Raw genomic sequence first — 26,795 nt, forward strand, 5'->3', positions numbered from 1 at the left:
TATGGGGAGCGCCGCTCGGCCCGCGTGATCTCATCGCCCATCCGTCGTTAATGCCATATCTTTGCAACTACAACCCCATAGCCTAGAGTTGGCGCAGCTCAATCGCTCCGGAGGCTTGTGGTGCACGTACCAGACGGTTTCTTCAACGCGCCGGTGTCCATCGCCGCCGGCGCGTTCGCGGCGGCCGGGCTCGGCGTCTGCCTGCGCGGCGCGCGGCGCGAGCTCGACGACCGTACGGCCCCGATGGCGGGCCTCGTGGCGGCCTTCATCTTCGCCGTCCAGATGCTCAACTTCCCGGTCGCGGCCGGCACCAGCGGTCACCTGCTGGGCGGCACGCTGGCCGCGGTCCTCGTCGGGCCGTACACCGCCGTCCTATGCGTGGCGGTGGTGCTGCTCGTCCAGGGGTTCTTCTTCGCCGACGGCGGCCTCACGGCGCTCGGCGTCAACATCACCCTGATGGCGATCGTGACGGCCGTCGTGGGCTGGACGGTGTTCCGCCTGATCGTGCGGGCCGCGCCGCGCAGCCGCACCGCGGTCACCGTCGCCGCCTTCGTCGGGGCCGCGGTCTCCGTCCCGGTCGCGGCGCTGGCGTTCACCGTGCTGTTCTGGATCGGCGGCACCGCCCCGATCGACGTGTCGTCCGTCGCGGTGGCCATGGGCGGCGTGCACGTCCTGATCGGGCTGGGCGAGGGCGTGATCACGGCGCTGACCGTGAGCAGCGTGCTGGCCGTGCGGCCCGACCTCGTGTACGGCGCGCGGGGCCTCACGGCTCCGCTGGTGCTGCGCACGGCCGGCGGCGGGAGCACCGAGGTCACCACGGCCCCGGCTCCGGCGCCCGCCCGCAGCATCCGGCCGCTGCTGGCCGGAGGCGCGCTGGTCGCCGTCATCCTCGCGGGCGTGGTGTCCTTCTACGCCTCCAGCAGCCCCGACGGCCTTGAGAAGGTCGCCGGCGACAAGGGCCTCAACGCGAACGAGCAGCACCACCCGCTCGGCCACTCGCCCTTCGCCGCCTACGGAGTCAAGGGCGTCGGCAGCGAGCGGCTGGCGGTCGGCGTCGCGGGCGTCGCGGGGGTCGGCATCACCGTGCTGGCCGGCGGCGCGATCTTCTACACCGTGCGCCGCCGCGGCCGTGACACCGAACGGGCGCGCGCGTAGTGGGTGCCGGTCACCACCACCAGCTCTACCGGCCGGGGGTCACCCTCGTCCACCGGCTGCCGCCGGAGTGCAAGCTGCCGGCCGTCGCGGCTTTCGCCGTGGTCGTCGTCGCCACCCCGCGAGAGGTCTTCTGGGCCTTCGGGGTCTACGTCCTGCTACTGGCGGCCGTGGCGGCGGTGGCCCGCGTCCCGGCGGCGTTCGTGCTGCGGCGCATGGTCATCGAGGTGCCGTTCGTCCTGTTCGCGGTCGCGCTCCCGATCATCGGGCTGGGCGCGCGCTTCGAGGTGCTCGGGCTGTCGCTCAGCGCGGAGGGGCTGTGGGCCGCGTGGAACATCCTCGCGAAGGCCACCCTCGGTGTCGTGGCGAGCATCCTGCTCGCCGCCACCACCGAGCCGCGCATGATGCTGCTGGGCGCGCAGCGGCTCCGGCTGCCCCAGCTGCTGGTGCAGATCGCGATGTTCATGCTCCGCTACATGGACGTCATCCTCGACGAGATGCGCAGGATGCGGGTCGCCCGCGAGTCGCGCGGCTTCGCGGCGCGTGACGTGCGGCACCTGCCTGTCCTGGCGAAGTCGGCGGGCGCGCTGTTCATCCGCTCGTACGAGCGTGGCGAGCGGGTGCACCTGGCCATGCTGAGCAGGGGATACACGGGTTCGATGCCGGTGGTTCACGAGGGGGGCGCATCGGTGGCAAGCTGGGCCACCGCCGCACTCCTGCCGGCCGCCGCGCTGGCCACGGCCGCACTCTCCTGGAGCCTCTCGTGACCCCATCCCCGCCCTCCCTGCGCGTGAGCGAGCTGGCCTACGCCTACCCCGACGGCACCCAGGCGCTGTTCGGCGTCGACCTGACCATCGGGAGCGGCGAGCGGGTCGCGCTGCTAGGGCCCAACGGCGCGGGCAAGACCACGCTGGTCATGCACCTCAACGGCATCCTGACCGCCGGGCACGGCCTGGTCGAGGTGGCGGGCCTGCCCGTTCGCAAGGACACCCTCAAGGAGATCCGCCGCCGGGTCGGCCTGGTGTTCCAGGATCCCGACGACCAGTTGTTCATGCCCACGGTCCGAGAGGACGTCGCGTTCGGTCCCGCGAACCTCGGCATGCGCGGCCCCGAGCTGGAGCGCCGGGTCAGAGACGCTCTCGAACAGGTCGGGCTGCCCGAGGTGATCGACCGGCCACCGCACCACCTGTCGTTCGGGCAGCGCCGCAGGGTCGCGGTGGCCACGGTGCTCGCCATGCGGCCCGAGATCCTCGTGCTCGACGAGCCCTCGTCCAACCTCGACCCCGCCTCGCGGCGCGAGCTGGCCGAGGTCCTGCGCTCGCTGGATGTCACCGTCCTGATGGTCACGCACGACCTGCCGTACGCCATGGAGCTGTGTGAACGCTCACTCATCCTCTCCGGAGGCGTGATCGCGGCCGACGGCCCGACTCGCGAGATTCTCGCCGATCCCGCCCTGCTCGCCGCCCACCGGCTGGAGCTCCCGTACGGCTTCGCGGTCGCCGAACGGCCGCACTGAAGCGCCCGGCCGTACGGGCGCGGCCGTACCGGCGATGCGGTGAGTGGCGGATCTTATGGTCACGTGACATCTGTCACGGTGATTGAGAAGTAAAGTGGGCGCGCGAGGAGGTTCCACATGAAGCTGCGGCTGGCGCGGCGCGCGTTCGGGGACGCCGTCGTCGTGGCTGTCGAGGGTGAGCTTGATCTGTTCACGGCGCCGTTCCTGCGCGACGAGGTGCGTGAGGCGATCAAGCAGGACGGCACCCGGCTGGTGCTCGACCTCGGCGCGCTGTCGTTCATGGATTCCAGCGGCCTGTCGGTGCTCATCGAGGCGTGGCGCCTCGCGACGGGTGAGGGCGGCGGGGTCTCCCTGGCGGCTCCGCAGGCCCCGGTGGCGCGCATCCTCCGCACGACCGGGCTCGACCGGCGCATCAAGGTCTATCCCGACGTCGACGCCGCTATTTCGGGTGAGATTTGAGCCACCCCTAGTAGAACTTCATTCGGTTGCCGCGTTAAGGTCCGGGATATGGACCTGAACGGAGCAGCAGCAATCATCTCAGGCGGTGCCAGCGGCCTCGGTGAGGCCACCGCACGCGAACTGGCCGGCGCCGGCGCGACCGTCGTCATCGCCGATCTCAACGCCGAGCGCGGCAAGGCCCTCGCCGACGAGCTCGGCGGCGTCTTCGTGCAGACCGACGTCTCCGACGAGGCCTCGGTCCAGGCGGCCGTGGACGCCGCCGTCGCGACGGGCAAGCCGCTGCGCGCCGTCGTCAACAGCGCGGGCATCGGCTGGGCCTCCCGTACGGTGGGCAGGGACGGCTCGCCGCATGACCTGGCGAGCTACCGCAAGGTGATCGACGTCAACCTGATCGGCACCTTCAACCTCATGCGCATCGGCGCGGCGGCCATGGCGAAGACCGAGCCCGCCGACGCCGACGGAGCCCGTGGCGTCGTCATCAACACCGCCTCGGTCGCCGGAATCGAGGGCCAGACCGGCCAGGTGGCCTACAGCGCCTCCAAGGGCGGCATCATCGGCATGACCCTGCCCGCCGCGCGTGACCTCGCGGCGATCGGGGTCCGGGTTCTGACGATCGCGCCGGGCATCATCGACACCCCCATCTACGGATCGGGGCCGGAGTCCGAGGCGTTCAAGGCCAAGCTGTCGGCGCCGGTGCCGTTCCCCAAGCGGATGGGCCGGGCGTCCGAGTTCGGCCACCTGGTGCGCGCCCTCGTCGAGAACGACTACATGAACGGCGAGGTCATCCGCTTCGACGGCGGTATCCGCTTCCAGCCCAAGTGAGACCGCCAACCGGAGGTAAGGGTGTCTGACGAGGTTCTCGTCGAGGTAGAGGGCGGCATCGCCGTCATCACGATCAACCGGCCGCAGGCCAGGAACGCCATCAACGGCAACGTCGCACGCGCCGTCGTGGCGGCCCTGGACGAGCTGGAGGAGCGCAAGGACGTCTCCGCGTACGTCCTCACCGGGGCGGGCGGCACGTTCTCCGCGGGGATGGACCTCAAGGGGTTCCTGACCGGAGACTTCCCGCTCGTCGAAGGGCGGGGCTTCGGCGGTCTCACCGAGAGGCCGCCGAAGAAGCCCATCGTCGCGGCCGTGGAGGGCTACGCGCTCGCCGGGGGCTTCGAGCTGGTGCTCGCCTGCGACATCGTCGTGGCCTCCGAGGAGGCGAAGTTCGGCCTGCCGGAGCCCAAGCGCGGCCTGGTCGCGGGAGCCGGCGGTGTGATGCGGCTGCCGCGCCGCATCCCGTACCACATCGCCATGGAGATCGCGCTGACGGGCGACCACTACCCGGCGTCGCGGCTGTACGAGCTCGGCCTGGTGAATCGCATCACTCCGGCGGGCGAGGCGCTGGCCACGGCCAAGGAGCTCGCGGCCAAGATCGCGGCCAACGCTCCGCTGGCGCTGCTGGCGACCAAGCGTGTCCTGGTCGAGTCGGCCGACTGGTCCCGGGACGAGATGTTCGCGAGGCAGGGGGAGATCACCAACCCGGTGTTCGGCTCCAAGGACGCCATGGAGGGCGCGGCGGCCTTCGCCGAGAAACGCGCCCCCAACTGGGCGGGGGAGTGATCGCCGTCCTTGAATGATCACCTCCGTGCCGAGTTGATCATTTCGCTGTAAGGCGCATGTTGCCCATGATCATGGGCAACATGCGCCTTATTCGTGTCTCGCGCGAAATCGCGGGTTAAACACTGTTTGCGTACGGTAAAGGGAGAACAAAGCGCGTTCCAAGGCACGTCACAAGAGGAGAGCGATGAGCGACTACGCGACCGGAGTTGCGCCTGCCGGCCGGACCTCGGGTGAGGTGGTCAAGCAGCGCGTGGTCGGCCTGGTCACGGGAGCCCTCGGTGCCGCCATCGTCATCTCGCTCCTGGTGGCCGTCGAATGGGGCGTCGAGGTCGCGGACTACGTCCTGCCCCAGGACCTCGACCGGTACGGCATCGTCTCCCACGACGTGAACGGGCTGGTCGGCATCCTGATCGCCCCGTTCCTGCACGCGGGCTTCGCGCACCTGATGGCGAACACCGTGCCGCTGGCCATCCTGGGCTTCCTCGCCGCGCTGCGCGGCCTCGGGAGGTTCTTCGTGGCCAGCCTGATCATCATCGTCGTCAGCGGGCTCGGGGTGTGGTTCCTCAGCCCTCCGGGGCTCACGGTGGGCGCCAGCGGGCTGGTGTTCGGCTACTTCGGGTACGTCGTGACGCGCGGGCTGTTCGACCGGCACCTGCTGGACATCGCCCTCGGCATCGGAGTGGCCGTCCTGTACTACTCGCTGATCTGGGGAGTGCTTCCCGGGCAGCCGGGCATCTCCTGGCAGGGCCACCTGTTCGGGCTGGTGGGCGGGCTGCTCGCCGCCTGGATGCTGCGCCGCAGGAGGCGGCCCGTCGCGGTCGCCTCCTATTCATCCGGGCGAGACTAATTGATCAGAGAAATGACGCATTATCGCGTGAAATCAGCCGGTCAGGGATCATCAACTGGTCGTGATGGGGCTCCCTGAGGGAGGATGACAGCGTGAATAGTCTGGGATCTCTGGAGCGCGCCATCATGGAGGTGCTCTGGGATTCCGCCCATCCGTTGCTCGTCCGCGAGTTGCAGTCAGTGCTGAACGCGGAGGCTGAGAAGCCGCTGGCCTACACCACGGTCCAGACCGTCGCCGAGCGCCTGGTGAGGAAGGGCCTGCTGAGCCGCACGGCCGAGCGCAAGGCCTTCCGCTACTCCACGAGACGCTCCCGCGACCAGCACGTCACAGCGGTCATGCTGGAGGCTCTGGCCGAGAGCCCCGACCGGGCCCCCGTGCTCTCATGCTTCGCGCAGAGCGTCGACCTCGATGACGCGCTGCGCCTGCTGGAAGAGCTGGCCCGCCGCACGGGCGAGCAGAGGCATGTCGGGGGCCCCGGCTGGGTTCCGCCGCCCTCGCCCTAGGCCCTGGTCAGGGGCTCTGAGGGCGGCGGGAGGGCTTTCAGAGGCGCTCGACCACGTGGTCGACGCAGGCCGTCAGCGCCTCGACGTCGGCCGGGTCGATGGCCGGGAACATCGCGATGCGGAGCTGGTTGCGGCCGAGCTTGCGGTAGGGCTCGGTGTCGACGATGCCGTTGGCCCGCAGGACCTTCGCCACCTCCGCGGCGTCGACCTCGTCGGCGAAGTCGATGGTGCCGACGACGCTGGAGCGCTGCGCCGGGTCGGCGACGAAGGGCGTCGTGTAGGACGTCTTCTCGGCCCAGTTGTAGAGCCGGGACGCCGAGTCGGCGGTGCGCGCGGTGGTCCAGGCCAGGCCGCCGTTGCCGTTCATCCAGTCGAGCTGGTCGGCCAGCAGGAACAGCGTGGCCACGGACGGGGTGTTGTAGGTCTGGTCCTTGGAGGAGTTGTCGATCGCCGTCGGCAGGCTGAAGAACTCGGGGACGAACCGGTCGGTGGCGGCGATCTCGTCGACCCTGGCCAGCGCGCGGGGCGAGAACAGCCCGAGCCACAGGCCGCCGTCGGAGGCGAAGCTCTTCTGGGGCGCGAAGTAGTAGACGTCGAACTCGCTCGCCTCGACGGGCAGGCCGCCCGCGCCGGAGGTGGCGTCGACCAGGACCAGGGAGTCCTCACCGCCCACGCGCTTGATCGGCATGGCCACGCCGGTGGAGGTCTCGTTGTGGGTCAGCGCGTAGACGTCGACGCCGGCCTCGGGCATCGCGCTCGGGTGGCTGCCCACCGCGGACTTGATCACCGTCGGCTCGCTCAGCCACGGCGCCTTGGCCGCGACGGTCGCGAACTTCGACGAGAACTCGCCGAAGTTCAGGTGCTGGGACTTCTCCTTGATCAGCCCGAAGGCGGCGATGTCCCAGAATGCGGTGGTGCCGCCGTTGCCGAGCACGACCTCGTACCCCTCAGGAAGGGAGAACAGGTCGGCGAGGCCCTCACGGACCCGGCGCACAAGGTTCTTCACCGGCTTCTGGCGGTGGGAGGTGCCCATCACGCTCGCGCCGGCGGCTGCCAGGGCGGCGAGCTGCTCGGGGCGTACCTTCGAAGGCCCGCAGCCGAAACGGCCGTCCGCGGGCTTGAGTTCAGCGGGAATCTCGATGTCAGCCACCTAACCAAGGGTAGTGAGCCGCCTCGGTGGTTACGCCTCGGGTCCGGATCGTGAGATACACGCGCTCATGTCCGCCTACGTCACTGGCGATGCCCACACGCGCGAAAGGCCCGCAACTGGGGGCTGCGGGCCCTCTGTAGGGGGCGGGTACCGGGAGGAAGAGGCCCGGCGGGGGAAGTTCAGTCCTTGCCGATGACCTCGTCGGCACCGGGAACGTCGTTGACCGAGCGCTGCGAGGGGCCGACGTAGTCGGCACTGGGGCGGACGAGCCTGCCCGTGCGCTTCTGCTCCAGGATGTGCGCCGCCCAGCCGGCGGTGCGGGCGCAGGTGAACATCGAGGTGAACATGTGCGGGGGCACCTCGGCGAAGTCGAGCATGATCGCCGCCCAGAACTCCACGTTGGTGGCGAGGACGCGGTCGGGCTTGCGGGCGTGCAGCTCGGCCAGCGCGGCGGTCTCCAGCGCGCACGCCACCTCGTAGCGGGGGGCGTTCAGCTCCTGGGCGGTGCGGCGCAGGACGCGGGCGCGGGGATCCTCGGCGCGGTAGACGCGGTGGCCGAAGCCCATCAGCCGCTCGCCGCTGTCGAGGGCCTTCTTGACGTAGGTCTCGGCGCTGCCGATGCGCTCGACCTCTTCGATCATGTGCAGCACGCGGGCCGGGGCCCCGCCGTGCAGCGGGCCGGACATGGCGCCCACCGCGCCCGAGAGGGCGGCGGCGACGTCGGCGCCGGTGGAGGCGATGACACGGGCGGTGAACGTGGAGGCGTTCATGCCGTGCTCGGCGGCGGAGGTCCAGTAGGCGTCGATGGCCTTGACGTGCTTGGGGTCGGGCTCGCCGCGCCAGCGGATCATGAAGCGCTCGACGATCGTCGCGGCCTCGTCGACGCGCGACTGCGGCACCATGGGCAGGCCGAGCCCGCGGGCGGACTGGGCGACGAACGAGAGCGCGGTGACCGAGGCGCGTGCGAGATCGTCGCGGGCCTGGTCTTCGTCGATGTCGAGCAGCTGGCGGAAGCCGTACGCCGGGGCCAGCATGGCCAGGGCGCTCTGGACGTCGACGCGGATGTCACCGGAGTGGACAGGAATGGGGTACGGCTCGGCCGGGGGAAGGCCCGGCTTGAACTTGTTGTCGACCAGCAGGCCCCAGACGTGTCCGTACGAGACCCGCCCGACCAGCTCTTCGATGTCGACGCCCCGGTAGCGAAGGGCGCCCCCTTCTTTGTCCGGTTCCGCGATCTCGGTCTCGAACGCTACTACGCCTTCCAGCCCGGGTTTGAAGTCGGACATTCTCGGCCGCCTCCCTTTCTTGAAGTCAAAGCCTTGATGTCGAGATACCGGCGGGTCATATTCAACCCCCTTGGCGGGAGTGCTCCGCCTCCGGACCCGCCGAAACGGGATCGTCCCTGGTGGGGGGTGCCGCTTCGGTGGTGGTGCCGAACGCGGAAGAATACCGGTCTGTGGATGCCGCATCGAGCTCGCCGTGCTTCGCCGGGCTCCGCCGTACATACGAGGGACTGCCTTTGAGAGAGGCAGACCTCGCCGCCGATCCCGTGACCCAGTTCGCTTCTTGGTTCGCCGACGCCGTCGACGCCGGGCTTCCAGAGCCGAACGCCATGGTGCTCGCCACCGCCTCCGCCGGGGGCAGGCCGACCGCCAGGACCGTCCTGCTCAAGGGGTACGACCAGGAGGGGTTCGTCTTCTACACCAACTACGAGTCGCGCAAGGGCCGCGACCTCGCCGAGAATCCGCGCGCGGGCCTGGTCTTCCCCTGGCACCCGCTCCGGCGTCAGGTGCGCGTGGAGGGCCATGTGGTCCGGCTGCCGCGCGAGGACTCCGCCGCCTACTTCCGGTCCCGCCCGTACGGCTCGCGCATCGGGGCCTGGGCTTCGCGGCAGTCGGCGGTCGTGCCGTCCAGGGAAGAGCTGGACGAGCGCTACCGCGAGCTGGCCGAGCGCTGGCCGGAGGAGCCGCCGATGCCCGATTTCTGGGGCGGTTTCCGGGTCGTGCCCTCGGAGGTGGAGTTCTGGCAGGGGCAGGTCGACCGCATGCACGACCGGCTGCGCTACCGCCGCTCCGGGAACGAGTGGGTGGTCGAACGCCTGGCCCCCTGAGTTGCCGCTCAGGTTGCCTGGGTACAGTGCCCGGATACGTTGCAGGTGTTCGCGGTCGGCGAGGTGGGGATGACGGGGGTCCACTCAGGGCTGAGGCGCGTCGCCGTCGACACCAGGCCCCTGCGCGTCCCGGCGTACCGGCGGCTGCTGATGGGGCAGGGCGTCTCGTTCGTCGGCTTCCAGCTCACCTCGGTGGCGGTCAGCGCCCAGGTGTACGACATCACCGGGTCGTCGCTGTGGGTAGGTCTCCTCGGCCCGGTGAACCTCATCCCGCTGGTGGTCTTCGGCCTGTGGGGCGGCGCCGTCGCCGACGCGGTCGACCGGCGCAGGCTGCTGCTCACCGGCTCGCTGGTCGCCTGGGCGGGCACCCTGGCCCTGCTCCTCCACGCCCTGTCGGGGCTGGGCAACGTCTATCTGGTGCTCGCCGTGGTCGCCGTCCAGTCGACGGGGTTCGCGGTCACCTCCCCGGTGCGCGGCGCGATCATCCCCCGGCTCGTCCCGACCGAGCGGGTGGCCGCGGCCAACACGCTGAACTTCCTGGTGAGCAGCGTCGGGACGGTCCTCGGGCCGCTGCTGGCGGGCGTCGTGCTCGCCAAGTCCGGCTACGCCATGGCCTACCTCATCGACGTGATCCTCTTCAGCGCCGGGTTCTACGCCGCCTTCCGGCTGCCGCGCCTGGAGCCTCTGGGCGAGATCTCCCGGCCGGGCCTGCGGTCGGTCGTCGACGGGCTCCGCTACATCGCGACCCAGCCGATCGTGATGATGTCGTTCGTGGTCGACATCATCGCCATGGCGTTCGCGATGCCGAGGGCGCTCTACCCGGAGCTCACCGCCGAGCGCTTCGGAGGCTCGGCCATCGCCTTCGGCTGGCTCTCGGCCAGCCTGGCCATCGGCGCGGTCGCGGCGGGCCTGCTGTCCGGATGGGTCGGCCGGGTGCGCCGGCAGGGTGTGGCGCTGACCGTGGTGATCGCGCTGTGGGGCCTCACGGTGGCCGCGGCGGCGTTCGCGCAGCCCTTGTGGCTGATCGTCACGCTGCTGGCGGCCGGGGGAGCGATCGACCTGGTGTCGGCCGTCTGGCGGCAGACGATCCTGCAGACCTACGCCCCCGACGAGATGCGCGGGCGCATGCAGGGGGTGTTCATGGTCGTCGTGGCGGGCGGGCCCCGGCTCGGGGACCTGCGGGCGGGCACGACGGCGAGCGCCTTCGGGCTCGTGCCCGCATGGGCCGGCGGGGGGCTGTTGTGCACAGCGATCGTGCTGGTCGCCGGCCTCGCCGTACGGGCCTTCAGGAAGTACGACGCGGCGGCCGGGCGTCTCGGACGGTGAGATCAGAAAGATCACGTTATGGGCGCTGGCGCGACGCCGGCCGCGAACAGTGAGATCCTTGGGAAGGAGTCACGTCCTTCCGCTGCTCGCGGTCATTCGCCATCTCGGGCCGTTCTGTCAGTAGGTCTGCGTAAGCTCTGTTCAGACGTCGAATCCGTGCCCCCGGCCAGTGTGTCCTCACCTCTGTTGGACACGACCGGCAACGCCGGGCGCCGGACGTAGCATCGATACTTGGAGGGGAGGAGCTTTGACCGCACACGGCCTGATCGACACCACGGAGATGTACCTCCGCACCATCTTCGAGCTAGAAGAAGAGGGGATCACCCCTCTGCGTGCCCGCATCGCCGAACGGCTGCAGCAGAGCGGCCCGACGGTCAGTCAGACGGTGGCTCGCATGGAGCGCGACGGCCTCGTCCGCGTCGAGGGCGACCGCCACCTGACCATGACCGATCTCGGGCGCACTCTCGCCACCCGCGTCATGCGCAAACACCGCCTCGCCGAGTGCCTCCTCACCCAGGTCATCGGCCTCCCGTGGGAAGAGGTGCACGTCGAGGCCTGCCGCTGGGAGCACGTCATGTCCGAGTCGGTGGAGACCCGGCTGGTCAGCCTGCTCGGCAACCCCGTGGTCTGCCCCCACGGCAACCCCATCCCCGGCCTCGACGAGCTGGGGGTCAAAGAGACCGATGAGTCCGTCCATGAGGTGATCTCTGCCATGGCCGATCTGGCCGGGCCCAGAGATATCCCCGTGGTCGTCCGGCGAATTAGCGAACAAGTGCAAAGTGATCCCGCTGTGATGCTTAAACTCAAGCAAGTTGGGATACAACCCGGACGCGAGGTGACGCTCGCGGCGAGCGACGACGGTGTACGGGTGACGGGTGACGATGAAGCGCACAACATTCCCGCGGACTTCCCGCGCGATGTCGCCGCGCATGTCTTCGTCTCCAGACGCTAGCTACTCAGGGCGTGCTTGGTTGGTTCCCAGTAGGGAGTTATCCCTCACCTTGTTCGACAACTTCGCCTTCCCGGAGCCTCCGGGTGGACGCCGCCTTGCCGTCGAGGCTGCTGCAGGAGCGCATGTGGTCCGCTTTGCGAATGACGCCCGTCGAGGGGTGGCCGCCAGATGAAGCGATGGGGCGACCTTTCGCAGGACGCGGCCGATCATCTGACGCCGGAGTCGGTTCTCGACAACGCTGAGATGGCCGTGGTCGTCACCGACCGCTTCAGCAACGTGCTCTATTGGAACCCGTTCGCCGAGCGGCTCTTCGGCCGTCCCGACCGGCCCGCGGGTGTCGAGCAGACCGTTCTGTCCTTAGGCATCATGGAGAAGGACCACCCTCTGGCCGTCGAGCTGGCCAAGCACGTCCTCAAGGGCGGTGTCTGGGAGGGCACCTTCGACGTCGCCCGCGCCGACGGCACGATCATCTACGTCCGGGCGCAGGCCGTCCCCCTCCGTCACCCCTCCGGCTCGGTCACCGGCATCGTGATCACCGCTCGCGAGGCGATGCGCAGCAACGAGCGCGAGAAAGACCGTTTCGGCCTGCTTGAGCGCATCGGCGAGCGGCTCGCCAGCTCGCTGTACGTCGAGGAGACGCTCAACCGGGTCGCCGAGATGCTGGTGCCCCAGTTCGCCGACCACTGCTTCATCGAGCTCACCGAGGGCGACCGGCTCGTCCGTAAGGTCTCCACCCACGTCCAGGGGTGGACCCCCCCGCCCGGCACCTGGCGCCCCGTCGGCTCCGAGATCCGCTACCCGGCCGGCCACTACGCCGAGATCGCTCTGCGCCGCCAGGAGACGATCATCGTCGAGGACTTCGCGCAGACCAGCTACCCCTCGCCCAGCGAGGAGAGCGCCAAGCTGTGCGGCGAGATCGGCATGACCTCGGCCATTGTGGCGCCGCTGTGCGCGCGTGGCGAGACGCTCGGCCTGATGTATCTCGGCCTGTCCAACCTCACCGACCGGCGCTCACCGCACTACGACGCCTTCGACCGTGACTTCGTCGGCGCCATCGCCACCAGGGTCGCGATCGCGGTCGACAACGCCCTGCTGTTCGAGGAGGAGCGGCACACCGCCGAGTCCTTCCAGAAATACCTGCTCCCGCGCGAGCTGCCGCAGCTCGACGGTCTGGAGATCGCGGTCCGCTACTACCCGGCCGCCCCGCTCGCCTCCCACGGCCAGGGCATCCAGACCCAGGTCGGCGGCGACTGGTACGACGTGATCCCCCTGTCCGCGGGCCGCGTCGGCATCGTCATCGGCGACGTCGAGGGCAGAGGGGCCAAGGCGGCGGCGGTCATGGGCCAGCTCAGGGCCGCGCTGCGCGCCTTCGCCCAGGACGACAAGTCCCCGGCCGACATCCTGGCCAGGCTCAACGAGTGGACCCGCATCATCGCCGCGCCCGAGCGCGACGACTACGGCACCGACGTCAGCACCCCGCCCATCGTCACCTGCCAATACCTGGTGTACGACGCGTGGTCGCGGCAGCTGTCGTTCGCCAACGCGGGGCACTCGCCGCCCCTGCTGATCGTCGACGGCGTGGTGACCGAGCTCGACATCGTCGAGGTGGGCCAGCCGCTCGGTGTCAACGCCAAGGGCGTGCACGCCGACCTGGTCTACAAGGAGGAGAGCCGGGTGCTGCCGGCCGGCGCCGCGCTCCTGCTCTACACCGACGGCCTGGTCGACCGGCGGCCCGCGCGCGACTCCGGCGAGGCGCCGCTGACCGACGAGGAGGTCCTGAACATCCTTTGCGAGAAGGTCGCCAAGGCCTCGGCCGACACCGTCGAGCGCATCGCCGACGCCGCCACCGTGGCCGTTCCCGGTGAGATCGACGACGACATGGCGATCCTGGTGATCCGGTCGGCGGGCAAGGAGCTGAAGTTCGAGGAGCGCACGTTCCCCGCCCAGCCGATCATGGTCGGGGAGGCCCGGCGCATGGCGTCGGAGGCGTTCGCCACCTGGGGGGTTCCCGAGGAGCGCTCAGAGCTGGCCTGTCTGCTGGTCTCCGAGGTCGTCACCAACGTCGTGCTCCACGCGGCCAGTGCCAGCGTTCCGCGCAGGGAGCTGGTGCTCGACGGCCCGCCGCTGCCGTTCGACGAGTCCTGGGATGTGCCGGGCTTCGACAACGAAATCGTCAACGAGAAGGAGTTCACGCTGCGGCTGCGCCGTGGCGAGGAGTCCATCTGGGTCGAGGTCTTCGACCAGGATCTCCGGCTGCCCCGCATCCGCAGCGCCGGCGAGAACGACGAGGGCGGCCGTGGCCTCTACCTGGTCGACCAGCTCGCCCGCCGCTGGGGCTCCCGCCCCACCAAGGAAGGCAAGGCCGTCTGGTTCGAAATCCCGACCAGGGGCCGCTGAGCACTAGGGCCGTAGTCGGATCAGTGTGGGTCGGCCACGGCGGCCCGCTGCCGGCGTTCCCCGTCGCCGGCTGCTCACCACCTGAACGAACCGCCGGGGACGCGATCGACACCTGCCGCCAGGAAACTCCGAATGGACCTCCGGCGGCGGTTCGTCGTCGACTCCGAATGGTCGCGTCAGTGACAGGGCTGGGGATGGGTGCTTGACTCGGGCGCATGGAACTGGCCTTCGAGCGGCGCGGCTCCGGGCCGCCCCTGGTGTTGCTGCACGGCATAGGTCACCACTGGCAGGCCTGGGAGCCCGTCATCGACCTGCTCGCCGCCTCGCGTGACGTCATCGCGGTGGACTTCCCCGGGTTCGGCGCCTCGCCTCCGCTGCCGCCCGGCGTGCCGTACAACGCCGAGACGCTGACCGACGCGGTGGAGTCCTTCTGCGCCCGCCTCGGGGTGCGTGAGCCGCACGTGGCGGGGAACTCGCTCGGCGGGTACGTCGCACTGACGCTGGCCGCCCGGGGCGCGGTCCGGTCGGCCACCGCGCTGTCGCCCGCGGGGTTCTGGGCCGGCGCCGAGCCCACCCTGGCGCGGGCGATCCTGCGGAGCATGCGCGGGCTCACCCGGACGCTTCCCCCTGGCCGTACGGACGCGCTGGCGAGGTCCGCGGTGGGGCGTGCGCTGTCGGTGGGGTTGATCGTCGCCCGCCCCTCGCGGATGAGTCCCGAGGCGGTGATCGCGGGTGGTCAGGCCCTGCGCGACGCGGTGGGCTTCGACGAGACGCTGGCCGCGTTCTCTTGGATCGCGCCTCCCGGACGGCCGAAGGCGCCGATCACGATCGCGTGGGGAGAGCGCGACCGATTGCTGCTCCGCCGGCAGGCCGTGCGGGCGGCCAGGTGGTCGGAGCAGCGGGTCAAGCTGCTGAGGGGATGCGGGCATGTGCCCATGAGCGACGACCCGGAGCTGGTCGCGCGGGTGCTGCTGGAGGGCAGCTCACACTGACGGCTCTGCCCGGCCCCTCACGGGTGTGGAGCCGGCGTACGTGAGGGGCCGGGCGTCAGCGCTGGGTCTGGGTGTAGAGGGCGAGCATCACGATGATGAACGTGATGACGACGCCGGTGTAGGCGACCGGGCCGAACCGCAGCGTCCGGCGGACGCGGTTCAGCGCCCAGACGAACAGGAACGCCAGGAAGACCAGCAGGATCAGTCCGCCGTTGTCCATCGCCACCGCCTCCAGGAGCCCGCTCTCTGGAACCCGCTCTCGCCGGCCCGCCCGGGGCTCCCGCCTTCGGGAGCCTCCGCTGACCAGTATGCGGCGGATCGCCGTCGCGCGCGGGAACGTGCGGCCAGCGCGCCGCGTTTTCTGGCGGACCGGCGTGGGGGTGTTTCCTCGGTTGACCGGCTGGAGGTGTTTTCGGCGGACCGATTCTGGGTGTACGGGTGGGTCAGAAACCGAAGGAGCGGCCGATGATCTCCTTCATGATCTCGGTGGTGCCGCCGTAGATGGTTTGCACCCGGCTGTCCATCCATGCCTTGGCCACGGGGTACTCGGTCATGTAGCCGTAGCCGCCGTGGAGCTGGAGGCAGCGGTCGATCACCTTCTGCTGGAGTTCGGTCGTCCACCACTTCGCCTTGGCGGCGTCCACGACCGTGAGCTCCTTGGCGTTGAGCGCCCGGATGCACTTGTCCACGTAGTGGCGGGCGATCTCCACCTCGGTCGACAGCTCGGCGACGACGAAGCGGGTGTTCTGGAAGGCGCCGATGTTCCGGCCGAAGGCCTTACGGGTCTTGCAGTACTCGATCGTGAGCTCCAGCACCGACTCGGCCGCCGCCACCGCCGCCACGGCGATCGACAGGCGCTCCTGCGGCAGGTTGTTCATGAGCTGGAAGAAGCCCTGGCCCTCCTCGTCGCCGAGCCGGTTGGCCACGGGGACGCGGACGTTCTCGAAGAACAGCTCGGCGGTGTCCTGCGCGTGCATGCCGATCTTCTCGAGGTTACGGCCACGGGAGAAGCCGTCCATGCCCCGCTCGACGACCAGGAGGGTGGTGCCGCGAGCACCGGCCGCGGGGTCGGTCTTGGCGACGACCACCACGAGGTCTGCGTTGATGCCGTTCGTGATGAACGTCTTCTGACCGTTGACGAGGTAGTGGTGGCCGTCGCGTACGGCGGTGGTCCTGATGCCCTGGAGGTCGCTGCCCGCGCCGGGCTCGGTCATGCCGATGGCGGTGATCAGCTCGCCGGAGGCGAAGCCGGGCAGCCAGCGCTGCTTCTGCTCGTCGTTGGTGAGATCGACCATGTACGGCGCCATGATGTCGTTGTGCAGGCCGAACCCGAGGCCGGTCGCGCCGTTCCTGATGATCTCTTCGACGATGATCGTGTTGTAGCGGAAGTCGCTGATCCCGGCGCCGCCGTACTCCTCGGGGACCGTGAAGCCGAACATGCCGACCTCGCCGGCCTTCTTCCACACCTCGCGGGGGACGATCCCGTCCTTCTCCCACTGCTCGTGGTGCGGTGCGACCTCGCGGGTCATGAACTCGCGCACGGTCTCGCGGAAGAGCAGGTGCTCCTCCTCGAAGAGGTCTCGCTGCATTCGTTTCCTCCTTGGGGTACGCCCAACAGAATACAATTCTGGTCGTTGGTGGGGCATCTCGGGTCGGTCGTGTCGAGACTGGGGTGTACGTAACAAATCAGCTACGTTGCGTATGGATGGCTTATTTGTAAGGTCCCCACAAGAGTTGAAAGTCATACGATCTACCTTCGGCCGTACGGCCACGGGGTGATCGGAGGCGATCTTGAACACGTGGGGATCCAGGGTTCGTAGATCACTGGCAGCGGGGGTACTCGGCGCCTGCACGAGCGTGGTGATGCTCCCGACCGCCCCTAGCGCAGCCGACACGGATCATTACTTCTACACCTATGTCTGCGAACTAGACGGGCGTCTGACCTCGAAGGACAAGCCCCGTACTATCGGGGTCGAGGTATCGATTCCGCGGATCGTGCAGGTTGGGCAGTCGCTCGCGCTGGCGTGGACCTTGAGTGACTCCCATCTCGTCTCGCCGACCAATTTCGCGTCTGGCGGGAAGGTGTCCATTACCGCCACCGTCAAGGTCGCGGGCTTGTTGCAAGGGAAACTGGACTCCCTCGGGGACAAGACTCAGGACGTGCTCGTAGCCGGCAATGAGTTAGTCCTGCCGACAGCGATCCCGGGCGCCGCTGCTGTAAGCAAAGAAGGCAAGGTTACGGTCACGCCAGCGGATCTTGTCATCGACTTCACGCCACCTGCGAGCACCGTTCGCATAAATGATACCGATGGGACCATCATCAAGGCTGAGGCCGGCGATGAGGTGCTTGTTGACGCTAAGAAAGAGCCGATCAGGTATAAGGGCTCCTGGGAGTATATGGATAATACCAATCCCGATCGGAGCGGCGACTCCGGTCAGGATGTGACCTGGACGGCCAAGGCAGACGACTTGGTGCGTGTCTGGTTCACGGGAACCCAACTCAAGTACATTACCGAGCGTAACCTCGACATGGGCCTCGTTAAGGCGAGAGTCGACAACGCTGGTGAGTGGGAGCAGCGAGACGCTTCCTTGGATGAAGACAACCAGAACAAGGTGCAGGGACGGAAGTACCAGAAGGTCCTGTGGGCGTCCCGCGTGCTGCCCTATGGGGAACACGAAGCGACGATCAAGAATGTCGATGGCACACATATGCTAGTCGATGCTTTCGATGTGATCACAGACCAGCTTTCGAGCCCTCCTAAGTATTTCCAGACGAGGTGCAAGCCTCAGCGCCAGACAAATGGGGTAACCGTTGACGTGGTAGCCGCCCCCAGCAACGATGGGTCAAACGGCGGAAACAACAACGAGAACGGGGAGATCACCGATGGGGATGATTCGGCTCGGGGGGTGATTGTGCTTTCTGGTGGGGGGCAGGGGCATGGGGCTCCTACGGCTACGGCTACCGCCACCAAGACGGCCAAGCCCACCGCCACGTCCAAGGCCAGCAAGACTCCCCAGGTGCGCGTCACGCCGAAGGGCGGCGCCCATACGGGTGAGGCTCCGGCGAACGACACCTCCTCCCCGCTGCTGATCGGGTACGGCACCACGCTGGCGCTGGGCGGCGTCGTAGGCGGTCTCGCGTTGAGACGCCGCCGGGCCGTACACGGGAGCGCTGATCGAGGAAACCGAGGTTGAGCGGGTCGCCACCACCCGGGCACGCGTCCACGGGTGACGACGCTCCTCCCGTCCGCAGGCGTTGGACGGCCGCTCTGCTGCCCGTACTCCTGACCGTCGGATCGCTTGCCGGGATCGGCATCGTGATGGTCGGCCTGCTGGCGTACCTCTCGCCCTCGCGGGAGACCGGCGCAGCGGCAGGTACGGAGCCGACGCCGATGATCGCCCAGATGTCTCCGGTGGACGCCACGACCAGCGCCTCCCCGGCGGACTCGTCCGCCGCAGACGCAGCCACCGATCCGGCGGTGGCCGGGTCGGCGACCGTGGGCCCCGGGGGAGTGGGCGTACCTCTCGTGGAAGCCGCGACCACGGCGCCACCGCCGTCCCCCGCCGCCACGCCGGTCACGCCGCTCGGCAAGTCGGCGCCCACCAGGATCCGGATCCCGGGGATCGGCGTGGACGCGCCGCTGCGCTCTGTCGGGGTGGAGAAGAACGGCGAGATCGAGGTGCCGCCGCTCAGCCGGCCCAAGCTCGCGGGGTGGTACCGGCTCGGCCCGGCCCCCGGCGAGATGGGCCCGGCAGTGATCCTCGGACACGTGAACACCACCCGTGGCCCCGCGGTGTTCAGCCGGCTGCGCGAGCTGAGGCGCGGAGACAAGATCACGGTGGTACGTGCGGACGGCTCCGCGGCGCAGTTCACGGTCGACGGTGCGGAGCAGGCGAGCAAGGACCGGTTCCCGACCAAGCGCGTGTACGGCCACGTCGACAGCCCGAGCCTGCGCCTGATCACCTGTGGCGGCGTGTTCAACCCCCGCGCCCACAGCTACACCGACAACATCATCGTGTACGCGACCCTCTCGGCGTCCGGCCGAGGCTGAGGCCGGAACCGTACCTCGGCCTCTGCTCGTGGAGGTGGAAGGAGTTGGCTGTACCGGCAGTTTTCCGTGCCGGGAAAAGGGAAAAAACGGTCCCCGAGTGCTGAAAAGTGATTCAGGGGGACACATGCGCAACGGCTATTTTCAGAATGCGCTTGCCGTCGGTGGCGCCGAGGACGACCCGTGGGCGGCGAACGCCGTCTACTTCGAGTACACGCGGGCCGCCAATCCCATCGCCAAGGGCGTGATCAGCCAGATCCCCGCGCAGCGGTTCGGAGCCGAGCTCTACTCCAGCGGTCCCAGCCGCGTCGTGCCCCTCGATGTCTCCCGCCACCTCCGCGTCTCGAGTCCGGCCACCTCGCCCGCCCTGTGCGCCAACTTCGTGCGCATCTGCTCCGGTGATCGCCTCCGCACGGACGTCAACGCCAGCTCCCAGCTGTTCTATGTGTTGTCGGGCCGTGGGGAGACGAACGTCGACGGCAGCATGATGCCTTGGGAAGAGGGCGACTTCCTGACCCTGCCCGCCGGCTGCGGTCATGAGCACATGGCGTACGACGACAGCATCCTGTACTGGGTGCATGACGAGCCGCTGCTGCGCTACCTGGGCGCCGAGGCTAGTGCGCGCCGCTTCGAGCCGACCCGCTATGCCCGCCAGGATACGCAGCGTGCCCTTGCGGAGGTGGCCGCCGACCCGGAGGCCGCCAGCCGCAGCCGCGTCAGCGTCCTGCTCGCGAACAAAGCCTTCGACCAGACCCTGACCATCACGCACGTTCTGTGGGCGATGTACGGCATCCTTCCCAAGGACAGTCTGCAACCCCCGCACCGGCACCAGTCCGTCGCCCTCGACCTGATCCTCGACTGCCGACCCGGCTGCTACACGATGCTCGGTGACCTCGACGAAAGCGGCGAACGGCTGGTCAACACCGAGCGCATCGACTGGGAGCCGGGGGCGGCGTTCATCACCCCGCCAGGGCGGTGGCATTCCCACCACAACGAGTCCGGCGCCGACGCTCACCTGATTCCCATCCAGGACGCCGGTCTCCATACCTACCTGCGGACTTTGGACATTCGCTTCATGAGCAAGGAACAGGCGGCCAAGGCACTCGAAATCAGCTATGACATCTCCCCCGCCAATTCGCTGGCCAGCGTCTCCGCCAGGTGAACCAGGCGTCCGGCCGCCCGGCTCGGCCCGGAAAGGTCGTCCACAACGATGTTCAGACAGTCTCCTGCTTTAGCGTCGCGATCCGCATGGTCCCGTAGCGGTCGCCATCCATCAGCGGAAGCCGAATCACGAACTGGGCGCCTCTTGGCGAGTCTTCGATCCGAAGGCTTCCGCAGTGAGCGCTGATGATCGCGCGGCAGATGGCAAGGCCGAGCCCGCTGCCTCCGGGGTCGCGACGGTGTCCTTCCCTCAGGCGGACGAAAGGTTCGAAGACGAGCTCGCGATCCTCCGGTGCGATGCCGTCACCGTCGTCCATCACGGTTACAATGGCTTGGCCGTCCGAGCGTTCTACGGTGATCTCGACGGCGGCCTCGGCATGCCGCTGCGCGTTGACCAGCAGGTTGTTCAGCGTTCTGATCAACTGAAGCTCGTTGCCGAGAACCTTCACCTCACCGCTGATGTGGGCTCGCACAGGCACACCACGGACTCTCGCCGCCACCTCCGTCTCCACTAGCGCGCCGAGGTCGACAGGCACGGGTGCTTCGGGGACGGCGGTCCGTAGACGGGCGAGTGCCAGCAGATCGTCGATGATCGCCTGGAGTCTGCCGGTGGTGGACAGCGCGGCTTGAATCGTGCCGTGAGCATCCACGTCGCCCGGGTACAGCAGTGCTTCCTCAAGTTGCGTGTGCAGGCCGGCGACGGGGTTTCTGAGCTCATGGGAGACAACGGAGGCGAAGTTGCGTTGCTGATCCACGGCTGCTTCGAGCCGGGCGAGGGTTTGGTTGGAAGTGCGGGCGAGTTGCGCGATCTCGTCGTCGCCGGGAGGCTGGGGGAGCCTGAGGCTCAGGTCGCTCAGCGTGATCTCGGCCGTTCTCGTGCGGATCGCTTCCACTGGGCGCAGAGTGCGGCCCACCGCCCACCAGGTCGTCCACGCTATGAGGGCGGCGAGCAGCGCGATCGCGGCCGAGATGAACAGTTCGAGGCGGTGGGTGGCCAGGATCGACGGCTGGCTCATTCCGGCGTAGACCACTGGGGAATCGGGGAGCCGGAGCCGCCCGGCCTCGGCGGGGGAGAGCCGGATGGCCGTGAGCAGGACGCACTTGCCGGCTGAGGAGCACTCGGTCAGATGTACGATCCGGTCGTCGACAGGGGGGCGAAGCGTGCTCAGTGGCGGCTTGCCGGACATAGGCGCGCTGGAGCCCAAGACCCGGCCGTGGACGTCCACCACTTGAAGGAGGTCGACATGGCTCTTGGGCACCGTTCGTGACACATCGCCGTACGTCATTCCCGATATCCACTCGGCGGCGACCCGCTGGGTTTCGGCGTAGACACGGGCCTGGACCTTGTACCGGACGATGATGCCAACGACTCCGCCGATTATCGTCAGAAAGACCAGCGACGCCACTGTCGCAGCGAACGTGTAGCGCGCCCGAATCGAGCGCGGACGCAGCGAATGTGGCATCTTTCCTTCCTCCTGAAAGCGTGTGATCGGCAACTGGTCCTCGCCCGGTGCACGGCAAACATCGCTCCCGATCTCAGAGTGATGTAGAGGCGGGAATCCGACCGAGACGCCGCTGAACGACTACAGGCCGAGATCTTCCACGAGGCGTAGTTCGGTGATCATGGCTCTGTGCGCGCCGGTGGGGGCACGGCGCGACGCCTAGCGGCCGGCGGAGCCGGAGCCACCGCAAGCCAAGCCGGGGAAAGTCGGGCAACGTCTGCCATGCGCTCACGCTAGCACCAAAGTTGAATGATTCAAGTAAAGGGAGTACCCACGTTTCCCATGGTGAGATCTTCGTAAACTCGCAGGTGGGAGCGGTGGCAGTTCCTGCTGAGGCACCTGATGCCGGCGGCGGTCAGGGAACGCGCGACCGCTCGTTGAGCGGATTCGGCCTATCTCTCGGGCCACGCGGCTCTCTCGGGCCACGCGGCGAGCTGGAACCATACCGACTTGCCGTGGGGGTGGAGGTTCCAGCCCCACTTGTGGGACAGGGTTTCGACGATCGCCAGCCCTCTGCCGGTCGTCTCCAAGGAATCGGCGCTTCGCATATGCGGAATGGCCATGCAGGAGTCGTACACGTCCACGGTCATCAGCCGTCCGTCACGGCCGACGGCGATTCGTACGGTGCTCGCGGCGGGAATCGTCATCGTTCCGTGAGTCAGCGCGTTGGTGACGACCTCCGAGGCGAGCAGTTCCGCGATATCCGGCACGTCGTGGGCCGCCTTCCAGTCGGCGGCGACGTCCCGTACGAAGCGACGAGCGGACGCGACGCATTTCAGGTCGCGCGGTATCCACTTCTGCCCCAGTAGAGCGGCGCGATCGTTCATCCCACGGTGGTATTCGGATGGCGTTACGTGAGTCCCCATCGTCCCAGTCATGATCTCTCTCCCTGCTGCGTATTTCGCATGTCAAGGGTGTCGAGATAGGGCTACGCTCGGTAGGCGAACGGTTGCTAATAAGCAGCTTTGAACGTCAGGCTGTGTCCGTTGAACCTCGGCGATTGGGGCACCATGGTCGATCAGTTCACACCTCAGGCCATTTGGGGTAGAGAGCTCCGCCACTACCGGCAGGCGGCAGGCCTCACACAGGCGCAGCTAGCCCAGAAGATCCACTTCAGCGAGGGGCTCATCAGCGGCGTCGAGACCGGCCAACTCCCTGCCAGCCCCGAGTTCGCCCAGTCCTGCGACACCACCCTCGGCACCGGCGGCGCCCTCCACCGCCTACTCGACTGGAGACGCGGCCAGGTCTTTCCCTCTTGGTTCGGAAAGTGGCGTGACAAAGAGCAGGCCGCGACGGTGCTCCGTGCTTACGAACCGATCTTGATCCCGGGTCTGCTGCAAACTCCTGAGTACGCCTCGGAAGTGCTGTACGGAGACCAATCTGCCGTGCAGGCTCGTATGGAACGCCAGGAAATGCTCACTCGCACAGATCCTCCGTCCCCTCTGCTGCGCTGCGTGATCGATGAGGCCGTGTTGCATCGGCTGATCGGAACTCCAGAGATCATGCGCCAGCAGCTAGAACACCTTGCCTCGATCATCACGTCACGCGTCAGTGTCCAAGTGGTGCCTCTTGGTGGCATGCGGGCGGGCCTGGAGGCGGGATTCATAATCGCTACCCTCGAAGGCGCGAGCGAGATAGCTTATTTGGAAACCGCAGTACGTGGACTGGTCACTACTGAACGCGACGACCTGGCGGCAGTCGTAGAGAGATTCGAGGCCATCCGCATCGAGGCGCTGCCACTGCGCATGTCGATAGATCTCATCAAGAGAACGGCAGAGGAACGATGGACCTGAGTAACGCTACGTGGCGAAAGTCCAGCTATACGGGAAGCAACGGTGGAAACTGCGTTGAGGTCGCGGAGCTCGCGGGTGTCACAGATAGCCCCGACGACACTGAGCTGATCGCCGTACGTGACTCCAAGAACCCGGACGGCCCCAAGCTGTTCTTCACCTCCGCCGAGTGGGATGCCTTCGTCAACGGAGTGAAGGCCAACGAGTTCGACCGCGGCTAGGGTGACCGATCCGGACCGCTTGTGCAGGTGGACAGATCTCACGGGAGAACGGCTGGGGGCAGACGGACATGCGCACGGTGCAGTGGCGGAAGTCGAGCTTCAGCGGAAACAACGGCGGCAACTGCGTTGAAGTGGCTGAGCTGTCGGGTCGCACGGATGAGCTCGGCCATGACTTCGGGCACGCCGACGTGATCGCCGTGCGTGACTCGAAGGATCCGGATGGCCCCAAGCTGTTCTTCACTCCTGCCGAGTGGGATGTCTTCCTGGATGGCGTCAAGGCCAGCGAGTTCGAATCGTAAGTAGTATCGCGGGAGCTTTGGCGGCCAGACGTCGGCGTTCGAGCCGCCCGGTCCGGGCGGCTCGAATCATTCCGGCGAGCGTTATGGGTTGGTGAGCGGGTCGGAGAGCCCGTCGGTGGACGTACGCGGAGCAAGGCGGCTGTCCGCCGGCACCGGGGCAGGGAAGCCGAGGTTGGCGAGCCGGCCCTTGACCTGGTTCTCGGCCTGGCAGTCGGTGGTGCAGTTCGTGGGCGGGTTGGCCACTTCGGTGCCGTCCTCGCCGGTGACCATGCCCATCCGGCCGCCGCTGGCGACGTCCCAGATGCTCATAGCGCCGCAGTGATCCCGCGTCTCGGAAAGGCCGAGGCTGTTGGTGAAGTCCGGCCCGCAGGACGTCTGCCGCACCCGGGTGGCGACCTGGGCGCTGTCGCGGAGGATCAGCTTCGGTGCGGTGTCGCTGGAGATGTTGACCCGGGGAGTGACCTGTACGCAGTAGGTCGAGGCTGGCCCGGTTTGAACGTTCTGGCACTCGGAGCCGAGAAACTCCCCGAGGTGCGCCCGGAAGTTCGGGTTGTCATAGTAGAACGCGTTGGCGGCGAGCTCGTGGACGATGCGGGTACGTGTACCGTCGCCGCGGCTCGGCTCCATCTGGAAGATCCCGCCCTGGGCGCAGTCCTTGGCCTGGATCTTCATGCTCAGGCCACCGGTGCCGGTGCGCGAGATCGCCATGGAGTCGTCCTTGAGCTCCAGGCTGATGGCGCTGGTCAGCATGAGGCCACGGTGATCGGGAACCTTGCCGGCGTACACGGGGGTGGGGTGGCCGCCGGTCATGTCCCCCGGGTTGGAGGCTCCGGTGTAGGCGTAGTTGTAGATCGCGAAGGTAGCCGGGTCGATCTCGAACTGGGTGTACTTGCCCTGCACCAGGAACCGACCGGCCGGTGCGGGAACCGTGTCCCTGAACCGCTTGTCGGTTCCGTTCTTACCGAGCACTGCGTAGCCGCCACCATCGCAGAATTTGGAGCTTGCCGCCTGGGCGGCCGGCGCACTGACGGCTGACAACAGCGGCACGAGCAGGCCCACCGCTGCGACGGTGGTGGACAATCTGCGCCGTGTGCGGCCTTGCGGGGTACGCGTGAAAGACGTCTGTTCTTCGACAGAGCGGTACAAGTGGGCAACCTTCCCGAGGGGATTGGGGTGCCGCAACAGTCCCGTGCCCGTCCCTAACAGCGCGGTAGCCGTCCTTTAAGGCGAGGTAAAGGCGCCCTCCTGCACGTCCGCACGCGTGGTCTCCATCGATGAGCGTCCGGTGGCGATCCGAGAGGGAGGCGGGGCACGTACAGCCCGAGGTGGCTCTGTCCTTGTATGGGCGTATTCGCGGGCCGGAGAACGGGCTCGGAACGTTGCGATGAGTCACTGTCCAGGGCATGAAATCGGACGCTAGGCTACTGGGACCACACCGGCGTATACGCAGAGCGATCGTCGGCGAGCGGCGGCCAACGGATCTGACAAATTAAGTTAGCCGATCTGTATGTCACTGACCTGCGGTTATGTCTCCAAGAGGTGACGGGAACCCTCAAACCACAGCGAGCCGGGATGAAGCCTCCGTAGGATCTCTACTGAACTGTGACCACAGCCTGGGATCCTGATACGCCTGGCAAACCGGTCAACGCCGCTGAAATGGAGATATACGTGCTGAAGTCGCAGGCACGCCGTCGCATCGCCGCCCAGGCAGCCGCAGCCGGAGTCCTCAGCGCGGGCATCTTTCTTATCGGTATCCCTCGCATGGCTGCGTTCGCCACCCCGCAGACCGTCACCTATACCTGCAGACCAGGAACGGCGACTACGGGCGCGGGCGTCACTCAATCATTCGTCGTTGACTTGACGGTCTCGAATATCACGCCTACTCCGAACCAGACCGTCACCGCCACGCTCAAGATCTCACAGCCTGCGGCTGGTCCTTCATTGACCGCGACGGCCAGTGTTTCACCGTCGGACTACATCTGGGTCGAGGGCGAAGTAGTCGCCTCGCCTGGGTTCAATTCGCCACTTCCCAGCTCCACGGCGACGGCGACCGCATCAGCCTCCGTCTCTCCGAGTACGGGTCTGTCATCCGGAGCCCCGCTGCCGCTTCCTTCCCAGGCAGGCATCGTGACGGTCGTTCCCACGGCCACGGGCACCGTGGGGCTTGAGGCACAGACCATTGTCGTGAAGGTGGGACCCACTGGCACGGGAACCGGTACAACCGTGGCGCCCGCTTGGTACACCTGCACGCTGCCGACCCCGGGTGGTGCGCCTGCGAAGGTGACTTTGGTTGTGAAGACCGCGCCCACCACACCCGATGAGACGGACTCGACTTCCCCGACGCCAACGGTGACGCCGACCCCCACTAGAACGACTCCCAAGCCGACTCACACCGTCTACGAGACGGTGACCAACAAGCCGTCGCAGCAGGTGACCAAGAAGCCTGGTGGTGGCGCGGCTACCGGTGGTGGTGGGGACGCGGGGCCTGATGGGCGTACGTTCGTGCTGGTCGGGACGGTTCTGGTGTTCGGGGCCGGAGTGGGCGGGCTCATGATGCGCCGCCGGCGTCCGAACCGGGGCTGATCGGGGGTCCAGGGTGACGATGCCGCCCGAATATCCGCCTTCCGAGGGCCATGACGGATATCCACAGCCTGTGCACGGCCAGCCGTACATGCAGCCGGTCTACTACCAGTACCCCCAGCCCGGGTACCCCCAGCCCGGGTACCCCCAGCCCGGGTACCCCCAGCCCGGGTACCCCCAG

Annotated in this window: 27 protein-coding genes; 20 read left to right on the forward strand and 7 right to left on the reverse strand. The window is 67.9% G+C overall.

Going from position 1 to position 26,795, the window contains the following annotated elements:
• Positions 1 to 120 precede the first annotated feature (120 nt).
• From AB0O34_RS21110 to AB0O34_RS21145, 8 genes are all read left to right on the forward strand, one after another.
• Positions 121 to 1,155, forward strand: coding sequence for an energy-coupling factor ABC transporter permease (locus AB0O34_RS21110; RefSeq protein WP_363917714.1), 1,035 nt, complete (start codon positions 121 to 123; stop codon positions 1,153 to 1,155).
• Positions 1,155 to 1,919, forward strand: a complete 765-nt coding sequence (gene cbiQ / locus AB0O34_RS21115; protein WP_363917716.1) for a cobalt ECF transporter T component CbiQ — start codon at positions 1,155 to 1,157, stop codon at positions 1,917 to 1,919. The genes AB0O34_RS21110 and cbiQ overlap by 1 nt, the downstream gene beginning before the upstream one ends.
• Complete coding sequence (locus AB0O34_RS21120) at positions 1,916 to 2,668, forward strand: ABC transporter ATP-binding protein (RefSeq protein WP_363917718.1); 753 nt, start codon at positions 1,916 to 1,918, stop codon at positions 2,666 to 2,668. Before cbiQ ends, AB0O34_RS21120 begins: the two co-directional genes overlap by 4 nt.
• A 117-nt stretch (positions 2,669 to 2,785) precedes the next feature.
• Positions 2,786 to 3,127 (forward strand): STAS domain-containing protein, encoded by a 342-nt coding sequence (locus AB0O34_RS21125; protein WP_363917720.1) that lies wholly within the window; start codon positions 2,786 to 2,788, stop codon positions 3,125 to 3,127.
• A gap of 48 nt (positions 3,128 to 3,175) precedes the next feature.
• Complete coding sequence (locus tag AB0O34_RS21130) at positions 3,176 to 3,949, forward strand: SDR family NAD(P)-dependent oxidoreductase (protein WP_363917722.1); 774 nt, start codon at positions 3,176 to 3,178, stop codon at positions 3,947 to 3,949.
• Between the two features lie 21 nt (positions 3,950 to 3,970).
• Positions 3,971 to 4,735, forward strand: a complete 765-nt coding sequence (locus AB0O34_RS21135; protein ID WP_363917724.1) for a crotonase/enoyl-CoA hydratase family protein — start codon at positions 3,971 to 3,973, stop codon at positions 4,733 to 4,735.
• 184 nt (positions 4,736 to 4,919) lie between these two features.
• Positions 4,920 to 5,582: a rhomboid family intramembrane serine protease gene (locus AB0O34_RS21140; protein WP_363917726.1), complete on the forward strand. Its 663-nt coding sequence runs from the start codon at positions 4,920 to 4,922 to the stop codon at positions 5,580 to 5,582.
• 92 nt (positions 5,583 to 5,674) lie between these two features.
• Positions 5,675 to 6,085 (forward strand): BlaI/MecI/CopY family transcriptional regulator, encoded by a 411-nt coding sequence (locus tag AB0O34_RS21145; protein ID WP_363917728.1) that lies wholly within the window; start codon positions 5,675 to 5,677, stop codon positions 6,083 to 6,085.
• Between the two features lie 37 nt (positions 6,086 to 6,122).
• On the opposite strand, the gene serC is transcribed toward AB0O34_RS21145, so the two are convergent.
• The gene (gene serC / locus AB0O34_RS21150; protein WP_363917730.1) at positions 6,123 to 7,235 is read right to left on the reverse strand and encodes a phosphoserine transaminase; all 1,113 of its coding nucleotides are present in this window, start codon (positions 7,233 to 7,235) and stop codon (positions 6,123 to 6,125) included.
• Positions 7,236 to 7,414: 179 nt separating this feature from the next.
• On the reverse strand, positions 7,415 to 8,521 hold the full coding sequence (locus AB0O34_RS21155; RefSeq protein WP_363917731.1) for a citrate synthase 2: 1,107 nt from the start codon (positions 8,519 to 8,521) through the stop codon (positions 7,415 to 7,417).
• A gap of 170 nt (positions 8,522 to 8,691) precedes the next feature.
• Here AB0O34_RS21155 and pdxH point away from each other — a divergent pair, with 170 nt between their 5' ends.
• The 5 genes from pdxH (at position 8,692) to AB0O34_RS21180 (ending at position 15,012) form a co-directional block, all read left to right on the forward strand.
• Positions 8,692 to 9,345, forward strand: coding sequence for a pyridoxamine 5'-phosphate oxidase (pdxH, locus tag AB0O34_RS21160; RefSeq protein ID WP_363917732.1), 654 nt, complete (start codon positions 8,692 to 8,694; stop codon positions 9,343 to 9,345).
• Between the two features lie 69 nt (positions 9,346 to 9,414).
• Positions 9,415 to 10,671 carry an MFS transporter gene (locus AB0O34_RS21165; protein WP_363917733.1) on the forward strand — a complete coding sequence of 419 codons (1,257 nt, stop codon included), beginning with the start codon at positions 9,415 to 9,417 and terminating at the stop codon, positions 10,669 to 10,671.
• 247 nt (positions 10,672 to 10,918) lie between these two features.
• Positions 10,919 to 11,623 carry a metal-dependent transcriptional regulator gene (locus AB0O34_RS21170; RefSeq protein ID WP_363917735.1) on the forward strand — a complete coding sequence of 235 codons (705 nt, stop codon included), beginning with the start codon at positions 10,919 to 10,921 and terminating at the stop codon, positions 11,621 to 11,623.
• A 168-nt stretch (positions 11,624 to 11,791) separates the two neighbouring features.
• Positions 11,792 to 14,020 carry a SpoIIE family protein phosphatase gene (locus tag AB0O34_RS21175; RefSeq protein ID WP_363917737.1) on the forward strand — a complete coding sequence of 743 codons (2,229 nt, stop codon included), beginning with the start codon at positions 11,792 to 11,794 and terminating at the stop codon, positions 14,018 to 14,020.
• Between the two features lie 215 nt (positions 14,021 to 14,235).
• Positions 14,236 to 15,012: an alpha/beta hydrolase gene (locus tag AB0O34_RS21180; protein WP_363917739.1), complete on the forward strand. Its 777-nt coding sequence runs from the start codon at positions 14,236 to 14,238 to the stop codon at positions 15,010 to 15,012.
• A 55-nt stretch (positions 15,013 to 15,067) separates the two neighbouring features.
• Here the strand turns inward: AB0O34_RS21180 and AB0O34_RS21185 are convergent, their stop codons facing one another.
• Positions 15,068 to 15,232: a hypothetical protein gene (locus AB0O34_RS21185; protein WP_363917741.1), complete on the reverse strand. Its 165-nt coding sequence runs from the start codon at positions 15,230 to 15,232 to the stop codon at positions 15,068 to 15,070.
• A gap of 223 nt (positions 15,233 to 15,455) precedes the next feature.
• A complete protein-coding gene (locus AB0O34_RS21190; protein WP_363917743.1) occupies positions 15,456 to 16,601 on the reverse strand; it encodes an acyl-CoA dehydrogenase family protein in 1,146 nt (381 codons plus the stop codon).
• A 274-nt stretch (positions 16,602 to 16,875) separates the two neighbouring features.
• Here AB0O34_RS21190 and AB0O34_RS21195 point away from each other — a divergent pair, with 274 nt between their 5' ends.
• The 3 genes from AB0O34_RS21195 to AB0O34_RS21205 all read left to right on the forward strand — a co-directional run bounded on the left by AB0O34_RS21195 (position 16,876) and on the right by AB0O34_RS21205 (position 20,223).
• Complete coding sequence (locus AB0O34_RS21195; RefSeq protein ID WP_363917745.1) at positions 16,876 to 18,207, forward strand: hypothetical protein; 1,332 nt, start codon at positions 16,876 to 16,878, stop codon at positions 18,205 to 18,207.
• Positions 18,204 to 19,064 (forward strand): class F sortase, encoded by an 861-nt coding sequence (locus AB0O34_RS21200; RefSeq protein WP_363917747.1) that lies wholly within the window; start codon positions 18,204 to 18,206, stop codon positions 19,062 to 19,064. Before AB0O34_RS21195 ends, AB0O34_RS21200 begins: the two co-directional genes overlap by 4 nt.
• 124 nt (positions 19,065 to 19,188) lie before the next feature.
• Positions 19,189 to 20,223 carry a cupin domain-containing protein gene (locus AB0O34_RS21205; protein ID WP_363917749.1) on the forward strand — a complete coding sequence of 345 codons (1,035 nt, stop codon included), beginning with the start codon at positions 19,189 to 19,191 and terminating at the stop codon, positions 20,221 to 20,223.
• Positions 20,224 to 20,275: 52 nt separating this feature from the next.
• Here AB0O34_RS21205 and AB0O34_RS21210 read toward each other — a convergent pair whose 3' ends face one another.
• Both AB0O34_RS21210 and AB0O34_RS21215 read right to left on the reverse strand, forming a co-directional pair.
• Positions 20,276 to 21,718 carry a HAMP domain-containing sensor histidine kinase gene (locus tag AB0O34_RS21210; protein ID WP_363917751.1) on the reverse strand — a complete coding sequence of 481 codons (1,443 nt, stop codon included), beginning with the start codon at positions 21,716 to 21,718 and terminating at the stop codon, positions 20,276 to 20,278.
• A gap of 398 nt (positions 21,719 to 22,116) precedes the next feature.
• Positions 22,117 to 22,551: an ATP-binding protein gene (locus AB0O34_RS21215; protein WP_363917753.1), complete on the reverse strand. Its 435-nt coding sequence runs from the start codon at positions 22,549 to 22,551 to the stop codon at positions 22,117 to 22,119.
• Between the two features lie 138 nt (positions 22,552 to 22,689).
• Between AB0O34_RS21215 and AB0O34_RS21220 the strand changes: the two genes are divergently transcribed.
• The 3 genes from AB0O34_RS21220 to AB0O34_RS21230 all read left to right on the forward strand — a co-directional run bounded on the left by AB0O34_RS21220 (position 22,690) and on the right by AB0O34_RS21230 (position 24,034).
• Entirely contained in the window at positions 22,690 to 23,517 is an 828-nt protein-coding gene (locus tag AB0O34_RS21220) for a helix-turn-helix transcriptional regulator (protein ID WP_363917755.1), read from the forward strand.
• Complete coding sequence (locus AB0O34_RS21225; protein ID WP_363917757.1) at positions 23,508 to 23,735, forward strand: DUF397 domain-containing protein; 228 nt, start codon at positions 23,508 to 23,510, stop codon at positions 23,733 to 23,735. Before AB0O34_RS21220 ends, AB0O34_RS21225 begins: the two co-directional genes overlap by 10 nt.
• Positions 23,736 to 23,803: 68 nt before the next feature.
• Positions 23,804 to 24,034, forward strand: coding sequence for a DUF397 domain-containing protein (locus AB0O34_RS21230; protein ID WP_363917759.1), 231 nt, complete (start codon positions 23,804 to 23,806; stop codon positions 24,032 to 24,034).
• 81 nt (positions 24,035 to 24,115) lie between these two features.
• Here AB0O34_RS21230 and AB0O34_RS21235 read toward each other — a convergent pair whose 3' ends face one another.
• Complete coding sequence (locus AB0O34_RS21235; protein ID WP_363917761.1) at positions 24,116 to 25,003, reverse strand: hypothetical protein; 888 nt, start codon at positions 25,001 to 25,003, stop codon at positions 24,116 to 24,118.
• A 633-nt stretch (positions 25,004 to 25,636) separates the two neighbouring features.
• On the opposite strand from AB0O34_RS21235, the gene AB0O34_RS21240 reads away from it, so the two are divergent.
• The gene (locus AB0O34_RS21240; protein ID WP_363917763.1) at positions 25,637 to 26,617 is read left to right on the forward strand and encodes a hypothetical protein; all 981 of its coding nucleotides are present in this window, start codon (positions 25,637 to 25,639) and stop codon (positions 26,615 to 26,617) included.
• The last annotated feature ends 178 nt before the right edge of the window (positions 26,618 to 26,795 follow it).

The organism is Sphaerisporangium sp. NPDC088356, from assembly GCF_040685555.1.
Classification (GTDB): Bacteria; Actinomycetota; Actinomycetes; order Streptosporangiales; family Streptosporangiaceae; genus Sphaerisporangium.

Excerpts from the sequence above, each read along its gene's own strand:
- AB0O34_RS21125 (WP_363917720.1), top strand. The coding sequence starts at position 2,786 with ATGAAGCTGCGGCTGGCGCGGCGCGCGTTCGGGGACGCCGTCGTCGTG.
- AB0O34_RS21130 (WP_363917722.1), top strand. The coding sequence starts at position 3,176 with ATGGACCTGAACGGAGCAGCAGCAATCATCTCAGGCGGTGCCAGCGGC.
- AB0O34_RS21140 (WP_363917726.1), top strand. The coding sequence starts at position 4,920 with ATGAGCGACTACGCGACCGGAGTTGCGCCTGCCGGCCGGACCTCGGGT.
- AB0O34_RS21155 (WP_363917731.1), bottom strand. The coding sequence starts at position 8,521 with ATGTCCGACTTCAAACCCGGGCTGGAAGGCGTAGTAGCGTTCGAGACC.
- AB0O34_RS21165 (WP_363917733.1), top strand. The coding sequence starts at position 9,415 with ATGACGGGGGTCCACTCAGGGCTGAGGCGCGTCGCCGTCGACACCAGG.
- AB0O34_RS21175 (WP_363917737.1), top strand. The coding sequence starts at position 11,792 with ATGAAGCGATGGGGCGACCTTTCGCAGGACGCGGCCGATCATCTGACG.
- AB0O34_RS21180 (WP_363917739.1), top strand. The coding sequence starts at position 14,236 with ATGGAACTGGCCTTCGAGCGGCGCGGCTCCGGGCCGCCCCTGGTGTTG.
- AB0O34_RS21185 (WP_363917741.1), bottom strand. The coding sequence starts at position 15,232 with ATGGACAACGGCGGACTGATCCTGCTGGTCTTCCTGGCGTTCCTGTTC.
- AB0O34_RS21190 (WP_363917743.1), bottom strand. The coding sequence starts at position 16,601 with ATGCAGCGAGACCTCTTCGAGGAGGAGCACCTGCTCTTCCGCGAGACC.
- AB0O34_RS21195 (WP_363917745.1), top strand. The coding sequence starts at position 16,876 with ATGCTCCCGACCGCCCCTAGCGCAGCCGACACGGATCATTACTTCTAC.
- AB0O34_RS21205 (WP_363917749.1), top strand. The coding sequence starts at position 19,189 with ATGCGCAACGGCTATTTTCAGAATGCGCTTGCCGTCGGTGGCGCCGAG.
- AB0O34_RS21215 (WP_363917753.1), bottom strand. The coding sequence starts at position 22,551 with ATGAACGATCGCGCCGCTCTACTGGGGCAGAAGTGGATACCGCGCGAC.
- AB0O34_RS21225 (WP_363917757.1), top strand. The coding sequence starts at position 23,508 with ATGGACCTGAGTAACGCTACGTGGCGAAAGTCCAGCTATACGGGAAGC.
- AB0O34_RS21230 (WP_363917759.1), top strand. The coding sequence starts at position 23,804 with ATGCGCACGGTGCAGTGGCGGAAGTCGAGCTTCAGCGGAAACAACGGC.